This window comes from Kutzneria chonburiensis (assembly GCF_028622115.1).
GTDB lineage: Bacteria > Actinomycetota > Actinomycetes > Mycobacteriales > Pseudonocardiaceae > Kutzneria > Kutzneria chonburiensis.
This window is the reverse complement of sequence record NZ_CP097263.1, coordinates 4,632,773-4,648,396: the sequence shown is the minus strand read 5'-3', so window position 1 is coordinate 4,648,396 and position 15,624 is coordinate 4,632,773. Positions and strand designations below refer to the sequence as shown.

18 protein-coding genes and 1 pseudogene are annotated in these 15,624 nt (G+C 69.1%); 17 read left to right on the top strand and 2 right to left on the bottom strand.

The window, feature by feature from the left end:
- The first annotated feature begins 56 nt into the window (after window positions 1-56).
- The 4 genes and pseudogenes from ligD to M3Q35_RS20700 all read left to right on the top strand — a co-directional run bounded on the left by ligD (window position 57) and on the right by M3Q35_RS20700 (window position 2,512).
- Window positions 57-958 (top strand): annotated as a pseudogene (ligD, locus tag M3Q35_RS20715) (non-homologous end-joining DNA ligase).
- Between the two features lie 29 nt (window positions 959-987).
- The gene (locus M3Q35_RS20710; protein ID WP_273943577.1) at window positions 988-1,539 is read left to right on the top strand and encodes a nucleotidyltransferase family protein; all 552 of its coding nucleotides are present in this window, start codon (window positions 988-990) and stop codon (window positions 1,537-1,539) included.
- Window positions 1,536-1,784: a BON domain-containing protein gene (locus M3Q35_RS20705; RefSeq protein ID WP_273943576.1), complete on the top strand. Its 249-nt coding sequence runs from the start codon at window positions 1,536-1,538 to the stop codon at window positions 1,782-1,784. Before M3Q35_RS20710 ends, M3Q35_RS20705 begins: the two co-directional genes overlap by 4 nt.
- A complete protein-coding gene (locus M3Q35_RS20700) occupies window positions 1,781-2,512 on the top strand; it encodes a metallophosphoesterase family protein (RefSeq protein ID WP_273943575.1) in 732 nt (243 codons plus the stop codon). Before M3Q35_RS20705 ends, M3Q35_RS20700 begins: the two co-directional genes overlap by 4 nt.
- On the opposite strand, the gene M3Q35_RS20695 is transcribed toward M3Q35_RS20700, so the two are convergent.
- A complete protein-coding gene (locus M3Q35_RS20695) occupies window positions 2,476-5,457 on the bottom strand; it encodes an AfsR/SARP family transcriptional regulator (protein WP_273943574.1) in 2,982 nt (993 codons plus the stop codon). The two genes, M3Q35_RS20700 and M3Q35_RS20695, sit on opposite strands and share 37 nt — an antisense overlap.
- 254 nt (window positions 5,458-5,711) lie before the next feature.
- Here M3Q35_RS20695 and M3Q35_RS20690 point away from each other — a divergent pair, with 254 nt between their 5' ends.
- The 9 genes from M3Q35_RS20690 to M3Q35_RS20650 are packed head-to-tail and all read left to right on the top strand — an operon-like array spanning window position 5,712 to window position 9,594.
- Window positions 5,712-6,116 carry a hypothetical protein gene (locus M3Q35_RS20690; RefSeq protein ID WP_273943573.1) on the top strand — a complete coding sequence of 135 codons (405 nt, stop codon included), beginning with the start codon at window positions 5,712-5,714 and terminating at the stop codon, window positions 6,114-6,116.
- A 21-nt stretch (window positions 6,117-6,137) separates the two neighbouring features.
- On the top strand, window positions 6,138-6,539 hold the full coding sequence (locus M3Q35_RS20685) for a hypothetical protein (protein ID WP_273943572.1): 402 nt from the start codon (window positions 6,138-6,140) through the stop codon (window positions 6,537-6,539).
- 23 nt (window positions 6,540-6,562) lie between these two features.
- On the top strand, window positions 6,563-7,006 hold the full coding sequence (locus tag M3Q35_RS20680; RefSeq protein ID WP_273943571.1) for a hypothetical protein: 444 nt from the start codon (window positions 6,563-6,565) through the stop codon (window positions 7,004-7,006).
- A 5-nt stretch (window positions 7,007-7,011) separates the two neighbouring features.
- On the top strand, window positions 7,012-7,434 hold the full coding sequence (locus M3Q35_RS20675) for a hypothetical protein (protein WP_273943570.1): 423 nt from the start codon (window positions 7,012-7,014) through the stop codon (window positions 7,432-7,434).
- Window positions 7,435-7,445: 11 nt separating this feature from the next.
- Window positions 7,446-7,871: a hypothetical protein gene (locus M3Q35_RS20670; protein ID WP_273943569.1), complete on the top strand. Its 426-nt coding sequence runs from the start codon at window positions 7,446-7,448 to the stop codon at window positions 7,869-7,871.
- The gene (locus tag M3Q35_RS20665; protein ID WP_273943568.1) at window positions 7,859-8,311 is read left to right on the top strand and encodes a hypothetical protein; all 453 of its coding nucleotides are present in this window, start codon (window positions 7,859-7,861) and stop codon (window positions 8,309-8,311) included. Before M3Q35_RS20670 ends, M3Q35_RS20665 begins: the two co-directional genes overlap by 13 nt.
- A gap of 10 nt (window positions 8,312-8,321) precedes the next feature.
- Window positions 8,322-8,735: a hypothetical protein gene (locus tag M3Q35_RS20660; protein ID WP_273943567.1), complete on the top strand. Its 414-nt coding sequence runs from the start codon at window positions 8,322-8,324 to the stop codon at window positions 8,733-8,735.
- A gap of 11 nt (window positions 8,736-8,746) precedes the next feature.
- Window positions 8,747-9,166 carry a hypothetical protein gene (locus tag M3Q35_RS20655; RefSeq protein ID WP_273943566.1) on the top strand — a complete coding sequence of 140 codons (420 nt, stop codon included), beginning with the start codon at window positions 8,747-8,749 and terminating at the stop codon, window positions 9,164-9,166.
- 11 nt (window positions 9,167-9,177) lie between these two features.
- Entirely contained in the window at window positions 9,178-9,594 is a 417-nt protein-coding gene (locus M3Q35_RS20650) for a hypothetical protein (protein ID WP_273943565.1), read from the top strand.
- 50 nt (window positions 9,595-9,644) lie between these two features.
- Here M3Q35_RS20650 and M3Q35_RS20645 read toward each other — a convergent pair whose 3' ends face one another.
- Window positions 9,645-10,154 carry a CGNR zinc finger domain-containing protein gene (locus M3Q35_RS20645; RefSeq protein WP_273943563.1) on the bottom strand — a complete coding sequence of 170 codons (510 nt, stop codon included), beginning with the start codon at window positions 10,152-10,154 and terminating at the stop codon, window positions 9,645-9,647.
- Window positions 10,155-10,240: 86 nt separating this feature from the next.
- Here M3Q35_RS20645 and M3Q35_RS20640 point away from each other — a divergent pair, with 86 nt between their 5' ends.
- The 4 genes from M3Q35_RS20640 to boxB all read left to right on the top strand — a co-directional run bounded on the left by M3Q35_RS20640 (window position 10,241) and on the right by boxB (window position 15,621).
- A complete protein-coding gene (locus M3Q35_RS20640; protein ID WP_273943562.1) occupies window positions 10,241-11,104 on the top strand; it encodes an alpha/beta fold hydrolase in 864 nt (287 codons plus the stop codon).
- 150 nt (window positions 11,105-11,254) lie between these two features.
- The gene (locus M3Q35_RS20635) at window positions 11,255-12,538 is read left to right on the top strand and encodes an aminotransferase class III-fold pyridoxal phosphate-dependent enzyme (RefSeq protein WP_273943561.1); all 1,284 of its coding nucleotides are present in this window, start codon (window positions 11,255-11,257) and stop codon (window positions 12,536-12,538) included.
- Between the two features lie 59 nt (window positions 12,539-12,597).
- Complete coding sequence (gene boxC / locus M3Q35_RS20630) at window positions 12,598-14,196, top strand: 2,3-epoxybenzoyl-CoA dihydrolase (protein WP_273944410.1); 1,599 nt, start codon at window positions 12,598-12,600, stop codon at window positions 14,194-14,196.
- A gap of 3 nt (window positions 14,197-14,199) precedes the next feature.
- Window positions 14,200-15,621, top strand: coding sequence for a benzoyl-CoA 2,3-epoxidase subunit BoxB (boxB, locus tag M3Q35_RS20625; RefSeq protein WP_273943560.1), 1,422 nt, complete (start codon window positions 14,200-14,202; stop codon window positions 15,619-15,621).
- The last annotated feature ends 3 nt before the right edge of the window (window positions 15,622-15,624 follow it).

Below are 15,624 nucleotides of genomic sequence, written 5' to 3'. Positions count from 1 at the left end.
CGGGTTACGGTGAGCCGGTGGCGCGACGGTCGGCGGTGCCGGACCCGGTGGAGCCGATGCTGGCCGGCTCCGACGGGGGAACGCTGCCGGACACGGGGGAGTGGTCCTACGAGTTCAAGTGGGACGGCTACCGGGCGGTGATGCGCGTCGCCGAGGACGGCACGACGCGGCTGAACAGCCGGAACCTCAACGATTTAACCGACAGGTACGTCGAGCTGACCGAGCCGGGGCTGGGGACGGCGGCGGTAGTGGATGGGGAGGTAGTGGCGTTGGACCGGGACGGGGTCCCGGACTTCAACCTGCTGCAGAACAAGGCGGTCAAGGTGCAGTACTTCGCCTTCGACCTGCTGCGGCTCGGCGACCGGGACCTCACGGACGAGCCGTACCGCCGACGCCGTGAGCTGCTGGCGGAGCTGACCGCGAGCAGTCCCAGGTTCTCGGTGACGCCGTACTACGACCACGCGGACGTCGACCCGACCGAGCTGCTGCGGATCGCGGAGGCGTCGCGGCTGGAAGGCCTGATCGCCAAGGTCACGAACTCCCGCTACCACCCGGGCCGACGCAGCCAGGAATGGCTGAAGCACCCGTTCATCCACACCCAGGAGGTGGTGCTGGGCGGCTGGCGGCCGGGCCAGGGCCGCCGGGACGGCACGATCGGGGCGCTGCTGCTCGGCGCGTACGACGACAGCGGCCTGAAGTACATCGGGGATGTGGGCACGGGCTTCACCGATCAGGCGCTGCGAGACCTGCACCAAGAGCTGGAACCGTTGGCGTGCAAGGATCCGCCGTTCGTCAACGCGGTGCCGAGGATCGCGCCCGCCGGGTGCACTGGCTGCGGCCGGAGAAGGTCGGCGAAGTGGAGTACCGAAAGTTCACTGTGGACGGTGTACTGCGGCATTCCTCGTGGCGCGGCCTGCGACCGGATCGCCGGCCGGAAGAGGTGCGCTGCCCGGATTAGCCGCGCGGGCAGCCGGGTAGCCACCGAAAGTGGAGCAGAAGGAGCTGCTGCGGTCGCTGGCCAAGGTCGCGAACACGCTGACGGCCACGGAGGTGCCGTTCGCACTGACCGGCGGCTGCGCCGTGTACGCCAGGGGCGGCCCGCCGACCACACACGACGTGGACGTGCTGGTCCGCGAACGGGACGTGTCGCGGGCGGTGAGCGCCCTGGTGGCGTCCGGCCTGCGCGCCGCCGAAACGCCGCTGGACTGGCTGGCCAAGGTGTACGACGGCGACCGGCTGGTCGACCTGCTGCACCATCCTAACGGTGAACCCGTTACGGACGACGTGCTGAAGCGGGCCGAGCACATGCGGGTGGGGCCGGCGGAGATGCCGGTCGCCACCGCCACGGACCTGATGGTGGACAAGCTCAAGGTGTTCGGGCCACACCGCTGCGATTTCACCGAGCTGCTGCCGATCGCGCGGGCGCTGCGCGAGCAGGTGGACTGGAAGCAGGTGTGGGACCGCACCGTCGAATCACCCTATGCGGAAGCGTTTCTGTTGCTGCTCAAGCGATTGGACATCGAGGAGGTCGTGCCGTGAACGTGCCGCAGTACGACGTGGCGGCGTTGTGCCGCGCGCTCGCCGAGGACCCGCGGACCGCCGAACTGGGCGTCCACGTGCGGATCCGCGGCGATCAGCTGTTCCTGTCCGGCGACGTGGCGTGTGAGCAGCGTCGCGCGGCGGTGGCCGAGGTGGCCGCCGAGCACGCGGACGGTTTGGTGCTGCACAACGAGGTGCACATCGTCGGGGCACAACCGCCGACCGAACAGGAGGACCTGCGATGATCCGGGTCGCCGCGGTCGGCGACGTGCATCTCGGCGTCGACACCAGGGGAACCCTGCGCCCGGCCTACGAAAACATTGCCGAGCAAGCGGATCTGCTGCTGCTGGCCGGTGATCTGACCCGCCTCGGCACGGTCGCCGAAGGCGAGGTGGTGGCCGACGAGTTCGCCGGCCTGGACGTGCCGGTCGTCGCGGTGCTGGGCAACCACGATCACCAGTCCGACGCCGAGGACAAGATCGCCGCGCTGCTGGCCGACCGCGGCATCACCGTGCTCGAAGGCAGCGGAACCGTGGTGCAGGTCAACGATGTCCGGGTCGGGATCGCCGGCGCCAAGGGCTTCGGCGGCGGTTTTGCCGGCAAGTGCGGGCATGCCTTCGGCGAGCGTGAGATGAAGGCGTTCATCCACCACAGCGAGGACATCGCCGAACAGCTGCGCACCGCGCTGCTGGGCCTGACCGCCGACGTGCGGATCGCGCTGACGCACTACTCGCCGTCGGCCGACACGCTGCGCGGCGAGCCGCCGGAGATCTTCCCGTTCCTCGGCTCGTACCTGCTGGCCGAGGCGATCGACGACAGCGCAACCGATCTGGCCGTGCACGGGCACGCGCACTACGGCAGCGAGGCCGGCACCACCGCCGGCGGCGTGCGCGTCCGCAACGTTGCCCAGCCGGTGATCCAGGCCGCGTACCGCATCTACACGTTGGAACCCTCGGCGGCCGTGCCGGAGTGAGCACGGATCTCGGCGGCCTCGGCGTGGAAACCGGCGTTGTCGAGCAAGATTTCGGCCTGCCGCCAACACAAAGCGGCGTCCTCCAGCTTGCCCGCCTCGTGCAGCACCATCCCGAGCTGCCGCAGCGCCCGGGCGTGTTCCTGCGGCAGGCCAAGGCCTTCGGCCGTCGCGACGGCCCGCTCGGCCAGCGCCAGCGCCGATTCCGGCGAGTTGGTCAGCAGCCCGACCCAGCTCAGCAGCCGCCACGCCCACGCCTTGCCGGCCACGTCGTCGTGCTCGTCGAAGAACACCAGCGCCTGCTGCACCTCGGTGCGCGCGGTGTCCTTCGCGCCCATCCGCAGGTACGTCTCGGCCAACGTCAGCCGCAGATTGGCCACCAGATCGGGGTCACCGAGCCGGTGCGCGTCGGTCAGGCTGGCGTGGATGTGCTCAACGGCCCCGGACAGCTCGCCGCGCGCCTGCAACACCCGGCCCAGCTCCAGCGCCGCGGACAGCATGCCCATCCGGTCACCCAGCTCGGCGGCGGTTTCACGAGCCTGCCTCAGATACGCCTCAGCCTCGGACGACCGACCCGCCCGCCGCTCGATCGCGCCCAGTGAGCACAGCACGTCGACCTGCCCGTGCCGGTTGCCGGCGGTCTCGAAGCGCCGCATCGCCATCTCGTGGCACGTCTTGGCCTCGGCCTGCCGCCCAAGCCACTCGTGCATCCAGCCGATGCCGTGCCAGGCGTAGCCGGCGCCGTCGGCGTCCTCCAGGTACTCGAAGACGTCCTTCGACCGGGTGAAGTCGCGCTGGGCCTCGGCGAACCGGTGCCGCCGGCTGTGCAGCAGTCCGCGCTGCTGCACGAGAATCGCCTCGGCCGGCGTCGCCCCGACCGCGGCGTCCAGGCCGAGCCCGTTGTCGTGCTCCCAGTCGTCGAACCGGGCCCGCAGGTCGCAGACGGCGGCGCCGGCGACGGCCAGCCGGGTCGTCTGCTCGGCCAGCCCCAGCGCGACACACTGCGTGATCACGCCGCCGAGCGTCGTCCACTCGGCGTCGAACCAGCCGGTCGGGTCGGAAAGCAGCCGCTCACCCAGCACGCCGGCGTCGCCGCCGGGCAGGCGCGGGCCGCGCTGCGCGATCTTGTGGTCGGCGCACTCGACCAGCGCCACCCACTGGTCCATCAGTGCGACCAGCGGCGCGTCGTCGACGTCGCCGAGGTCGCGGCCGAACACCCGGAGCAGGTCGTGCAGGCGGTACCGGGTCTGCCCGAGCGCGTCCCAGCCGACGGTCTCCACCAACCGGGCGTCGACCAGCGCCTCCACGTGGTCCTCGGCCGTGTCCGGGTCGACACCGAGCAGCGGCCCGGCCACCCAGGCCGGGAAGTCCGGCGTGTCCAGCCGGGCCAGCAGCCGGAACGCCCGCTGCTGCGGCTCGGCCAGCTCCCGGTAACTCAGCGTGAGACTGGCCCGTACATCCAGGTCGCCGAACCGCAGCTCGTCCAGCCGACGGCGCTCGTCCGACAGGCGTGTGACCAGCTGCGTCAGCCGCCAGTGCGGCCGTGCGACCAGCCGTGCCGCCGCCACGCGCAGCGCCAGCGGCAGTCGCCCACAGTAGTCGGCAAGCTGCTCGGCGGCTTCCGGCTCCGCGTTCACCCGGGCCTCGCCCAGCGCCTCGGTCAGCATGCGCACGGCGTCGCCGGGCGTCAGCACCTCCAACGGCAGGACCTGGGCCTCCAGGCTGGCCAGCGCGGCGCGGCTCGTCACGAGGGCCGCGGACGTGGTCGTGCCCGGCAGCAGGGGGCGGACCTGGGCCTCGGTCGCGGCGTTGTCCAGCACGACCAGGATCCGCCGGTCGGCCAGCCGGTCCCGGTACAGCGCGACCCGCTGGTCCAGCGTTGCCGGGATCGCGGCGCCGGGCGTGCCGAGGCCGCGCAGCAGCCGGTCCAACGCCTCCGCCGGCTCCACCGGACAATCCTGCGCGCGCAGGTCGAGGTACAGCTGGCCGTCCGGGTAGCAGCTGCGCACCAGGTGCGCGACGTGCACGGCGAGGCTGGTCTTGCCGACGCCGCCGGGGCCGGTGATCACCCACACCCGGTGGGCATCCCGCTCGGCCCGCAGGCTGTGGGTCATCCGGACGATGTCCTCGGTGCGGCCTGCCAGCGTGGCCACGGCCGGCGGCAGCTCGCAGCGCGGCGCCCAGGCCGGCTCCGGCCGCTGTGGGATGTCGGCCGGCGCGGCCGAGTCGCCCAACACAGCCTGGTGCAACGCCCTGAGCTCGGCGTTCGGGTCGATACCGAGCTCGTCGGCCAGCACTTCGCAGCAGCGCCGGTACGCGTCCAGGGCCTGGGCCTGCTGGCCGCCGCGGTGCAGCGCGAGGATGAGCTGGGCCCAGAACCGCTCACGTAACGGTTGTTGCGTTACTAGTGAGCGCAGCTCGTCGACGAGCGCGTCGTGCCGGCCGAGCCGTAGCTCGACCTCGTTGCGCCGCTCCACCGCGTCCCAGCGGCGCTCGTCCAGGCGTAGCGACTCGGTCGGATGTCCGGTGAACGCCGGCCCGCGCCACAGCGCCAGCGCCTCGCTCAGCAGCCGTGACTCCTCGGCGGTGTCCCCGCCGCGTTCCGCCTGCCGGGCCTGCGATCGCAGCCGTTCGAACCGGGTCAGGTCCAGCGCGTCCGGCTCGATCCGGATCGAATAGCCGCCGGGAACCGTGCGCACCAGCGAACTGTCGCCGAGGCTGTTGCGCAGGCGCATCACGTGCGTCTGCACCGTGGCGCGGGCGCCGTCCGGCGGATCCTCGCCCCACAGCCGGTCGACCAGGTCGTCAACGGAGACGGGTTCGTTGGCGCGCAACAACAACACCGCCAGCAGCAGCTGCTGTTTGGCCGAACGCAACTGCACCGTTCGGCCGTCGCGTCGCGCCATCAGCGGCCCGAGCACGCCGAACTCCCAGCCGATTCCGGACATGGCCCCCACTGCGCACAACTCGAACGGGTTCGAACAAACGCGACTGTACCCCGGGGCGTCAGCGAAAAGTCAGCGTTCCGTGCCGGGCACCGCCAGCAGCCGAATCACGCTCGGGTGCGGTGAAGTCACGCCCCCGTGACCGTGACCGGGTCACGGTGACCTGAGTCACGGTCGCTGACGTCCCCGCCGCCGACCGGTCAGGGCGGAGTCAGCGCCGGCGACCAGTCTTTCTTCCCGGTAGAGGGGATGGGGACATGAACAAGCTGACCGGAGCGATGGCCATCGCCGCGACGCTGGCGGCGGGAATCGCCTTCGCCGCACCGGCGAGCGCGGCCACGAATCCGTACACGCCGGGCAGCGTCTGCGGTTCGGGCTACCACGAGCTGGACCACCACGCGCTGACCGGCGCCACGGTCTACCTGATGTACGACGGCGCCACGGACTGCGTCGTGACCATCAAGACCGCCGCCATCGGCACCAAGACCGACACCGAGTCGATCCTCGAGGTGGCCTCGAATCCGGTGCAGGTCGCCGATGACGAGGGCTACTACGCCTACTACGCGGCGTCCAGGGTGCGTGCGCCCGGCGTCTGCATCAAGTGGGGCGGCATGGAGGGCAACTCCATCTGGGAGACGTCGGCCTGGGGCCACTGCGGCTGAGATTGTTTGAGGGGAAAGAAAATGAACAAGCTGATCGCCACCGCGGGCATCGCCGCGGCGCTGGCCTCCACGGTCGCCTTCGCCGCGCCGGCGAGCGCCGCGACCAACCCGTACACGCCGACCGGCGTCTGCGGGTCGAGCTACCACGTCATCGACCAGCACGCCCTCTCCGGCGCGACGGTTTACCTGATGTACAACGGTTCCTGGAACTGCGTCGTCACGATCAAGACGTCTGACGTCGGCACCAGGACCGACATCTCGGCCATGCTCGAGACCCAGACCAACCCGCCCGGCTCCTACGACGACCCGGGCAAGTACGAGTACTACGCCTCCGGCGCCGGCCCGGCCAGGGGGCACTGCGTGAAGTGGGGCGGCATGTCCCGTGACGACATCTGGTTGAGCGGCTGGGAACACTGCGGCTGAGCGCGCGTCGAAGGGTGATCCGCATGAAGACTGGAATGATCGCGGTCGTGCTGGCGGCGTTCGCGGCGCTGCTGGCCACCACGGGCACCGCACAGGCCGAGTCCGCGCCCGGCTGCTCGGGCACGGTGGAGATCGGCTCGACGGCGTACGTCGACTACGGCGGCCAGCACATCGCCTCGGTCAAGCAGTTCAAGGGCTGTGGCAAGAACTGGGCGTACGTGTACGCCTGGCAGGGTTTCGTGGACAGCGGCAAGGGCTTCACCCTGCGCACGGCGATCGGCGCGTTCGGCAGCGCCAGCCAGCAGGAGGCCGACCGCTACCTGGGGCTCACGATCGGCCACCACAACCAGCGCGAGCTGTGGTCGACCGGCACGGACACGCTCGACACCTGCACGGCCGCGTTCGGCGCTGTCGTCATCGACGGCGCCGATCACACCCCCGACAACCACACATCGATCAGGTGCTGACCGTGATGCGGAAACTGTTGTGCGCCATGGGAGTCCTGGCGTTGGCGACGGTCGGTGCGGGCACGGCGCAGGCCGAGACCGCCCCGGGCTGTGCCAGCACTGTCCAAATCGGAGCGACCGCCTATGGTCAGTACCAGGGCCAGAACGTCATCTCGGTGAAGCAGTTCAAGGGCTGCGGCAAGAACTGGTCGTACATCTACGTGTGGCAGAGCTTCCGGGACAAGCACATCGCTTACTCGGCGAGCGCTTTCGTCAACGCGCAGTACGACGACGCCGAGTTGGTCCAGGGCGAGGTCGACAAGTCCGGGAGCCCGGTGGAGCTGTGGTCGAAGGGCACGGACACGCTGACCGTGTGCACCCAGGCCGAGGGAATGCTGGCGTTCGGCAACGAGAACGTCGTCCAGGCCTCGACGGGCTGGCGTTGCTGAGAGGGGAAGCAATGAAGCTCGCGTTGGCCGCCGTCACGGCGGCGGCCTTGGTGGTGACCGGACTCGGTTCCGGTGTGGCGCAGGCCGAGCAGGCACCCGGCTGTTCGAGCACTGTCCAAATCGGATCGACCGCCTATGGCCAGTACCAGGGTCAGAACGTCATCTCGGTGAAGCAGTTCAAGGGCTGCGGCAAGAACTGGGCCTACACCTACGTGTGGGAGAGCTTCCGCGACCGGCACATCGCCTATCGGGCCCACGCCTCGGTCTACGTGCAGTTCGACGGCGGTATGTCGTGGGGCGACGTGGACAAGACCGGCAGCCCGGTCGAGGTGTGGTCGGAGGGCACGAACACGCTGGACGCGTGCACGGCGGCGGCGGGCTACATCCAGTTCGGCACCAGCGGTTCCGTCGACGCGAAGACCGGATGGCGTTGCTGAGAGGGGAAAGCGTGAAGTTCCTGTTGGCCGCCGCGGCGTCGTTGGCGCTGGTGGCGGGTGGTCTCGGGGCGGGCGTGGCACAGGCGGAGTCCGCGCCCGGGTGCTCGAGCACCGTCCAAATCGGATCGACCGCGTACGCCACGTTCCAGGGCAAGAGCATCGCCTCGGTGAAGCAGTTCAAGGGCTGCGGCAAGAACTGGGGCTACATCTACGTGTGGGAGAGCTTCCGTCAGCGGGGCCTGCACTACCGGCTCACCGCCGCCGTCGCGGTGAATCCCGGTCCGAACGCCACGTACAAGGGTGGCACGGACAAGGGGGACGACCCGGTCGAGCTGTGGTCCGGTGGCACCGACACGCTGTCGGACTGCACCGCCGGCTACGGCGTGATCTCCCTTTACCAGTTCGACAACTACGTGGCCCAGACGGACAAGCGATGCTGAGGCCCTCACTGTGGCGGCCGCCGCGGTCGCGCTGGTGATCGGCGGTCTCGGGGCGGGTGTGGCGCAGGCGGAGTCGGCGCCGAGTTGTTCGAGCACGGTGCAGATCGGCTCGACGGCGTACGTCACGTTCCAGGGGAAGACCATCGCCTCGGTGAAGCAGTTCAAGGGCTGCAACAAGAACTGGGGCTACATCTACGTCTGGGACAGCTTCCGTCAGCGCGGTCTGCACTGGTACCTCCTCGCGGCGGTGAACGTCAACCCCGGCCCGCGCAACGCGTTCCAGGGCGACACGACCGACCTCGACAGTGCGACCGAGTTGTGGTCGACGGGCACCGACACGTTGTCGGAGTGCACCGCCGGTTACGGCCTGATCTCGATCATCGGGTACGACCACTACTCGGCCATGACGGACACGCGTTGCTGAGAAGGAGAGTTGTGAAGTTCCTCGGAGTCGCGGCCGTGGCGGCCGCGTTGACCGTCGCCGGTCTGGGTTCTGGTGTGGCGCAGGCGGAGTCGGCGCCTGGTTGTTCGAGCACGGTGCAGATCGGGTCGACGGCGTACATCACGTACGGCGGTCAGACGATCGCGTCGGTGAAGCAGTTCAAGGGCTGCAACCAGAACTGGGCCTACACGTATGTGTGGGACCAGTTCCGGTCGAAGCGCACGGACTACACCATCGACACCTACATCGACGCGGGCAGCGACCCGCTCGGATACCAGGTGAGCGGGCGGGGCGCGCACGAGCTGTGGTCGCAGGGCACGAACACGCTGAGCGTCTGCACGCAGGCGGCCGGGGCGATCTGGATCGTCGGCGGCAACCTGCTTGGCGGCGCTGAGACCAGCAAGCGTTGCTGAGAAGGAGAGTTGTGAAGTTCCTCGGAGTCGCGGCCGTGGCGGCCGCGTTGACCGTCGCCGGTCTGGGTTCTGGTGTGGCGCAGGCCGAGACGCCGCCGGGATGCTCGAGCACGGTGCAGATCGGGTCGACGGCGTACATCACGTACGGCGGTCAGACGATCGCGTCGGTGAAGCAGTTCAAGGGCTGCAACCAGAACTGGGCGTACACCTACGTGTGGGACCAGTTCCGGGCCAACCACTCGGACTACTACGTGGCCAGCTCGATCGACGCGGGCACGGATCCGTTGGGCTACACGGTGAGCGCCAAGGGCGCCCGTGAGAACTGGTCGTACGGCACGAACACGCTGAGCGTGTGCACGCGTGCGGACGGCCTGATCTACAGCGCCGGCAAGGACTATGGCGGCGCGGAGACCAGCAAGCGCTGCTGACCCCCTACAGCAGCGGCAAAACCCCCAGGCTTGCCGGCCCGGGGGTTTTGTCATGCCTGGACGTGTTGCCGTTCGCGATGGCGGGCCTGGCGGGCGCGGTTGGCGCAGGTCTTGGTGTCACAGAACCGGCGCCGTTCGTCGCCCTGGGCGAAGACCAGCACGCAGTCGTGGTTGGCGCAGCCCCGCACGTGGGCCGCCGCCACGACCTCGACCGCGGAGCGGGCGATCACGGAGAGACCGCCGCCGCCCCACTCGACCACCGGGCCGTCCGGAGTGGACGTGAGGGTGGTCTGACAGCGGAAGGCGGCCCGGTTGATGTTCTGGACGGCCTCGTGGGCGGCGGACCGGGTCTCGATGGCCGCGCGGAAGACCTCGCGGATGTCGTCGCGCAGCGCCCGGACCTCGTCACCGTCGACCTTGCCGATGCCCGGGTGCAGCTCGAGCCAGGCCGCCAGCCCCTCATCGTCGGCGATCAGGTCGACCTCGCGGCCGCGGAGCCGGACCGCCGTGTTGGCCAGGTCGACCGCCAGCGGCTCGCCGACCAGTGGAAACGTCGTCACGTCGGAGAGAGTAACGCATAAGGCGTTACCTGTGCTACGGTCGCCAAAGTAACGCACAGGGCGTTATTTCGACTTCGGAGGATGTCATGGCGATCCGGTACCGCAGGGCGACCGTCGACGGGCTGTCGGTGTTCTACCGGGAGGCCGGCGACCCGGACCGGCCCACGCTGCTGCTCCTGCACGGCTTCCCGACCTCGTCGGTGATGTTCCGCGACCTGATCCCGGCGCTGGCCGACGAGTTCCACCTGATCGCCCCCGACCTGCCCGGCTTCGGCCAGTCCGACATGCCCACCGTCGAGGAGTTCGACTACAGCTTCGACCACCTGGCCGAGGTGATCGACAAGTTCGTCGACCAGCTCGGACTCGGCACCTTCGGCATCTACGTGCAGGACTACGGCTCGCCAGTCGGCTTCCGGCTCGCGCTCAAGCGCCCCGACCAGGTACGGGCGATCATCACCCAGAACGGCAATGCCTACGACGAGGGCCTGGTCCCCGAGTTCTGGGCCCCGCTGCGGGAGTTCTGGGCTGACTGGAACCCCACCACCGAGGCTCCCGTTGCCGCCGCTTTGGCCCCCGAGGTCACCGTCTGGCAGTACCTGCACGGCGAGCCCGACCCCGAACTCGTCAGTCCCGACGCCATCGCCCTCGACAACGCACTCTTGGCCCGCCCCGGTGCCCGCGAAGTGCAGCTCCGGTTGTTTCACGACTACCGCACCAATCCGCCGCTCTACCCCGCTTGGCAGGCATTTTTGCGTGAGCGCCACCCCGGCGTGTTGGCCGTGTGGGGCCGCAACGACCAGATCTTCGGCCCCGACGGCGCTCGCGCCTTCGCCCGGGACGTGCCCGACGCCCAGATCCACCTGCTCGACGCCGGCCACTTCGCCCTGGTGTCGCAGGCCCCGGTCATCGCGGCCCTGATCAAGGACTTCGCGCCCAAGTACCTGCCCTGACCCGCCTCCTCACACACTTTCGAATGTCACATGCGCGTCGTACTTGCCTCCCTGCGGCACATCCGGACCGCATGTGCCACGGGGAGGCGTGGGTGGGGCGCAGGGGGTAGGGGGCTGGTGGGGGTGGCGTGGTGGGGCCAGGATCGAGGCATGACGGACAGCGTGAAAGCGGGCCTGCGCGACCATCTGCTGCTGCACTTCGGCCAGCACTCCAAGCTGCGTGACGGCCAGTTTCCGCTGGTCATCGAGCGTGGCGAAGGCGTGCACGTGATCGACACGGACGGCCGGCGGTATCTGGACGCGCTGTCCTGCCTGTTCTGTGCGCAGCTGGGCTACGGCTACGGCGAGGAGTTCGCGGAGGCGGCGACGGCCCAGCTCAAGCGGCTGCCGTTCAACACGAACTGGAACACGGCCCACCCGCCGGCCATCGAGCTGGCGGAGCGGCTGGCGGAGCTGGCGCCGGAGGGGATCAACCGGGCGTTCTTCACCTCGGGCGGCTCGGAATCGGTTGAGTCGGCGTGGAAACTGGCCCGCCAGTACCACGTGGCCAACGGCCAGCCGGAGCGCGTGAAAGCGGTTGCCCGCCGCACGGCCTACCACGGCCAGACGCTCGGCGCGCTGGCGCTGACGGGAGTCGACGCGCTGAAGGAGCCGTTCGGCCGGCCGGCGATCGACGTGGTCCGGGTGCCCAACACGGGCGAGGGCGACCTCGAATTCCTGCTCAGGGAAACGGAAGACGCGATCATCGCCGCCGATCCGGGGACGGTGGGCATGATCATCGCGGAGCCGGTGCAGAACGCGGGCGGCTGCTTCGTGCCGCCGGTCGGCTACTGGACCGGCCTGCGCGCGATGGCCGACCGCTACGGCATCCTGCTGGTGGCCGACGAAGTGATCACCGGCTTCGGCCGGATCGGCGAGTACGTGGCGGTGCCGGAGGTGGTGCCGGACATGATCACCGTCGCCAAGGGTCTGACCTCGGCTTACGCGCCGATGGGCGCGGTGCTGGTGCACGACCGGGTGGCGGAGCCGTTCTTCCGCCCGGGCCAAGCACTCTCGCACGGCCTGACCTTCGGCGGCCACCCGCTGGCCGCGGCGATCGCCCTGCGCAACCTGGAGATCTTCGAACGGGACAAGATCCTCGACGGCGTCCGGGAGCTGACCCCGCACCTGCGCAGCCGCATGCAGGAGCTGCGGGAGCTGCCGGGGGTCGTCGACGTCCGCGGCGACGGCTTCTTCTACGCCGCTGAGCTGGCCACGGACGACCTCGGGCCGATCACCGCCGGCCTGCTGGAAGCCGGCCTGATTGCCCGCACGGACAGCCGGGGCAAGCCGGTCGTGCAGATCGCGCCACCCCTGGTGTGCGAGCGCGAGCACCTGGACGAGATCGTGGACAAGATCGGCGGCGTTCTGGGTGAATATCTACAGAAAAGTTGACGGGGCGCGGCTAAGCTGTAGAAAATAGACGCCCACCATCGAGGAGGCGGACCGTGCAGGTGTCCTTCGACGCGCACCCGGACAGCTACCGGCACTGGAAGCTGCGCGTCGAGGGGGAGCTGGCCTGGCTGGTGCTGGACGTCGACGAGACGGCCGGCATCGTGCCCGGCTACGAGCTCAAGCTGAACTCCTACGACCTCGGCGTGGACATCGAGCTCTACGACGCCACCCAGCGGCTGCGCTTCGAGCATCCGCGGGTCCGCACGGTCGTCGTCACCTCGGGCAAGGACCGTGTGTTCTGCGCCGGCGCCAACATCCGCATGCTCGCCGCGTCCAGCCACGAGTGGAAGGTGAACTTCTGCAAGTTCACCAACGAGACCCGCAACGGCATGGAGGACGCCACCGAGCACTCCGGCCAGACCTATCTGGCCGCGGTCAACGGGTCCTGCGCCGGCGGCGGCTACGAGCTGGCCCTGGCCTGCGACCACATCGTGCTGGTCGACGACAACTCCTCGGCGGTGTCGCTGCCCGAGGTGCCGCTGCTGGGCGTGCTGCCCGGCACCGGCGGTCTGACCCGCTTGGTGGACAAACGCCGCGTCCGCAAGGACCGCGCCGACGTGTTCGCCACCCGAAGTGACGGCATGCGTGGCAAAGCGGCCGTCCAATGGGGACTGGTCGACGAAGTCGTGCCGCCACGGCGGTTTGACGAGGTGGTCCGGGAGCGGGCGCTGGAGGCGGCACGGAACTCGACCCGGCCGCAAGACGCCCAGGGCATCGAGCTGACGCCGCTGGAGCGCGAGACGGACGACGACGGCGTCCGTTACCGGTACGTGCAAGCGAAGTACGACCGCGAGCTCGGCCTGGTCAAGATCACCGTGCACGCGTCGACCGACGAGAACTGGCCGCTGACCGTCACCCGCGAGCTCGACGATCTCATCTTGCGCTTGCGCACCAACGAGACCGAGCTCGGCACCTGGGTGTTCACCACCGCCGGCGACCCGGAAGCCGTGCTGGCCCAGGAACATCGGCTGCTGACCGACGATTCCTGGCTGGGCAACGAGATCCGGCACTTCTACAAGCGCGTCCTCAAGCGACTCGACGTCACCAGCCGCAGCCTGATCGCGCTCATCGAGCCCGGCTCCTGTTTCGTCGGCATGCTGCTGGAACTGGCCTTCGCCTGCGACCGTCAGTACATATTGGACGGTCCGCCGATCGACGACGAGGACAGTGACGAGCGGGCGGCGATCCAGCTGACCCCGGCCAACTTCGGCCCGTTCCCCATGGGCAACGGCATCACCCGCCTGCAATCCCGTTTCTACGGCGAGGATGTCACGCGACTGTCCGAATTGGACAAGCCGGTCGACGCCGTCGAAGCGGCCGATCTCGGCCTGGTGACCGAGGCATTCGACGACATCGACTGGGTCGACGAGATCCGCATCGTGCTGGAGGGCCGGGCCTCGCTGAGCCCGGACGCCCTGACCGGCATGGAGGCCAACCACCGGTTCGTCGGCCCGGAAACCCTGGAAACCAAGATCTTCGCCCGGCTCACCGCCTGGCAGAACTGGATCTTCAACCGACCAGGAGCATCGGGACCAGAAGGCGCTCTCCGGCGTTACGGCACCGGTCAGAAGGCGGTCTTCGACCGGAAGCGGGTGTGAACAATGGCCAGTCCCATCAACTATGACGAGAAGATCCCCAACAACGTCGACCTGTCCTCGGACCGGCGGCTCCAGCGCGCCCTCGAGGGCTGGCAGCCCAAGTTCATGAACTGGTGGTCGGAAATGGGGCCGACGCTGGAGACGCACGACGTCTACCTGCGCACCGCGGTCAGCGTCGGCCGCGCCGGCTGGGCCCACTTCGACCACGTCAAGCTGGACGAGTACCGGTGGGGCATCTTCCTGGCCGAGCGCGAGCAGGCCCGCACCATCGGCTTCGGTGAGCACCGCGGCGAGCCGGTGTGGCAGCAGGTTCCCGGCGAGTACCGGGCCGACCTCCAGCGGCTGATCGTCATCCAGGGCGACACCGAACCCGCTTCCGTTGAGCAGCAACGACTTCTCGGGCTGACTGCGCCCAGCCTCTACGACCTGCGCAACCTGTTCCAGGTCAACGTCGAAGAGGGCCGGCACCTGTGGGCCATGGTCTACCTGCTGCACGCCTACTTCGGCCGTGAGGGCCGCGAGCAGGCCGAGGACCTGTTGCTGCGCAACTCCGGCAGCCCGGACTCGCCCCGCATCCTCGGCGCGTTCAACGAGGAGACCGCCGACTGGCTGGCCTTCTACATGTTCACCTACTTCACCGACCGGGACGGCAAGTACCAGCTCGGCACGCTCAAGGAAAGCGCTTTCGACCCGCTGTCGCGGACGTGCGAGTTCATGCTCAAGGAAGAGGCGCACCACATGTTCGTCGGCACCACCGGTGTCGACCGGGTGGTGGCCCGAACCGCCGAGCTGATCCGCGAGCACGACACGTTCGACATCGCGCCGCACGGCGGCATCCCGCTGGAGATCATCCAGAAGTACATCAACTTCCACTACACCGTGTCGCTGGACCTGTTCGGCAGTGAAACGTCGACCAACGCGGCCAACTACTACACCGCCGGGCTCAAGGGCCGCTGGCAGGAGGGCCGGCGCAAGGACGACCACAAGCTCACCGACACCGGCTCGATGCTGGAGACGCCGCGGGCCGACGGGACCTGGGGCGGCGACGAGCTGTCCACGATCCTGATGCTGAACGTGGACCTGCGCAACGAATACATCGCCGACTGCGAGCACGGTGTCACGCGGTGGAACCGGATCCTGGCCGAGGCCGGGATCGACCGCAGGCTGAAGCTGCCGCACCCGGGCTTCAACCGCGGCGTCGGCGTGAACTCGGCCTTCCACATCTCGCCCGACGGGGAGATCCTGGACGAGGCGACGTGGACCAGGGCCCGCGACAAATGGCTGCCGACCGGCCAGGACCTGGCGTTCGTGCAGTCGTTGATGCGCCCGGTACACGAACGAGGCAAGATCGCTTCCTGGGTCGCGCCGCCGACCAACGGCATCAACGGCAAGCCGTTCGAGTACGAGTACGTCCACCTGCCCTGAGGA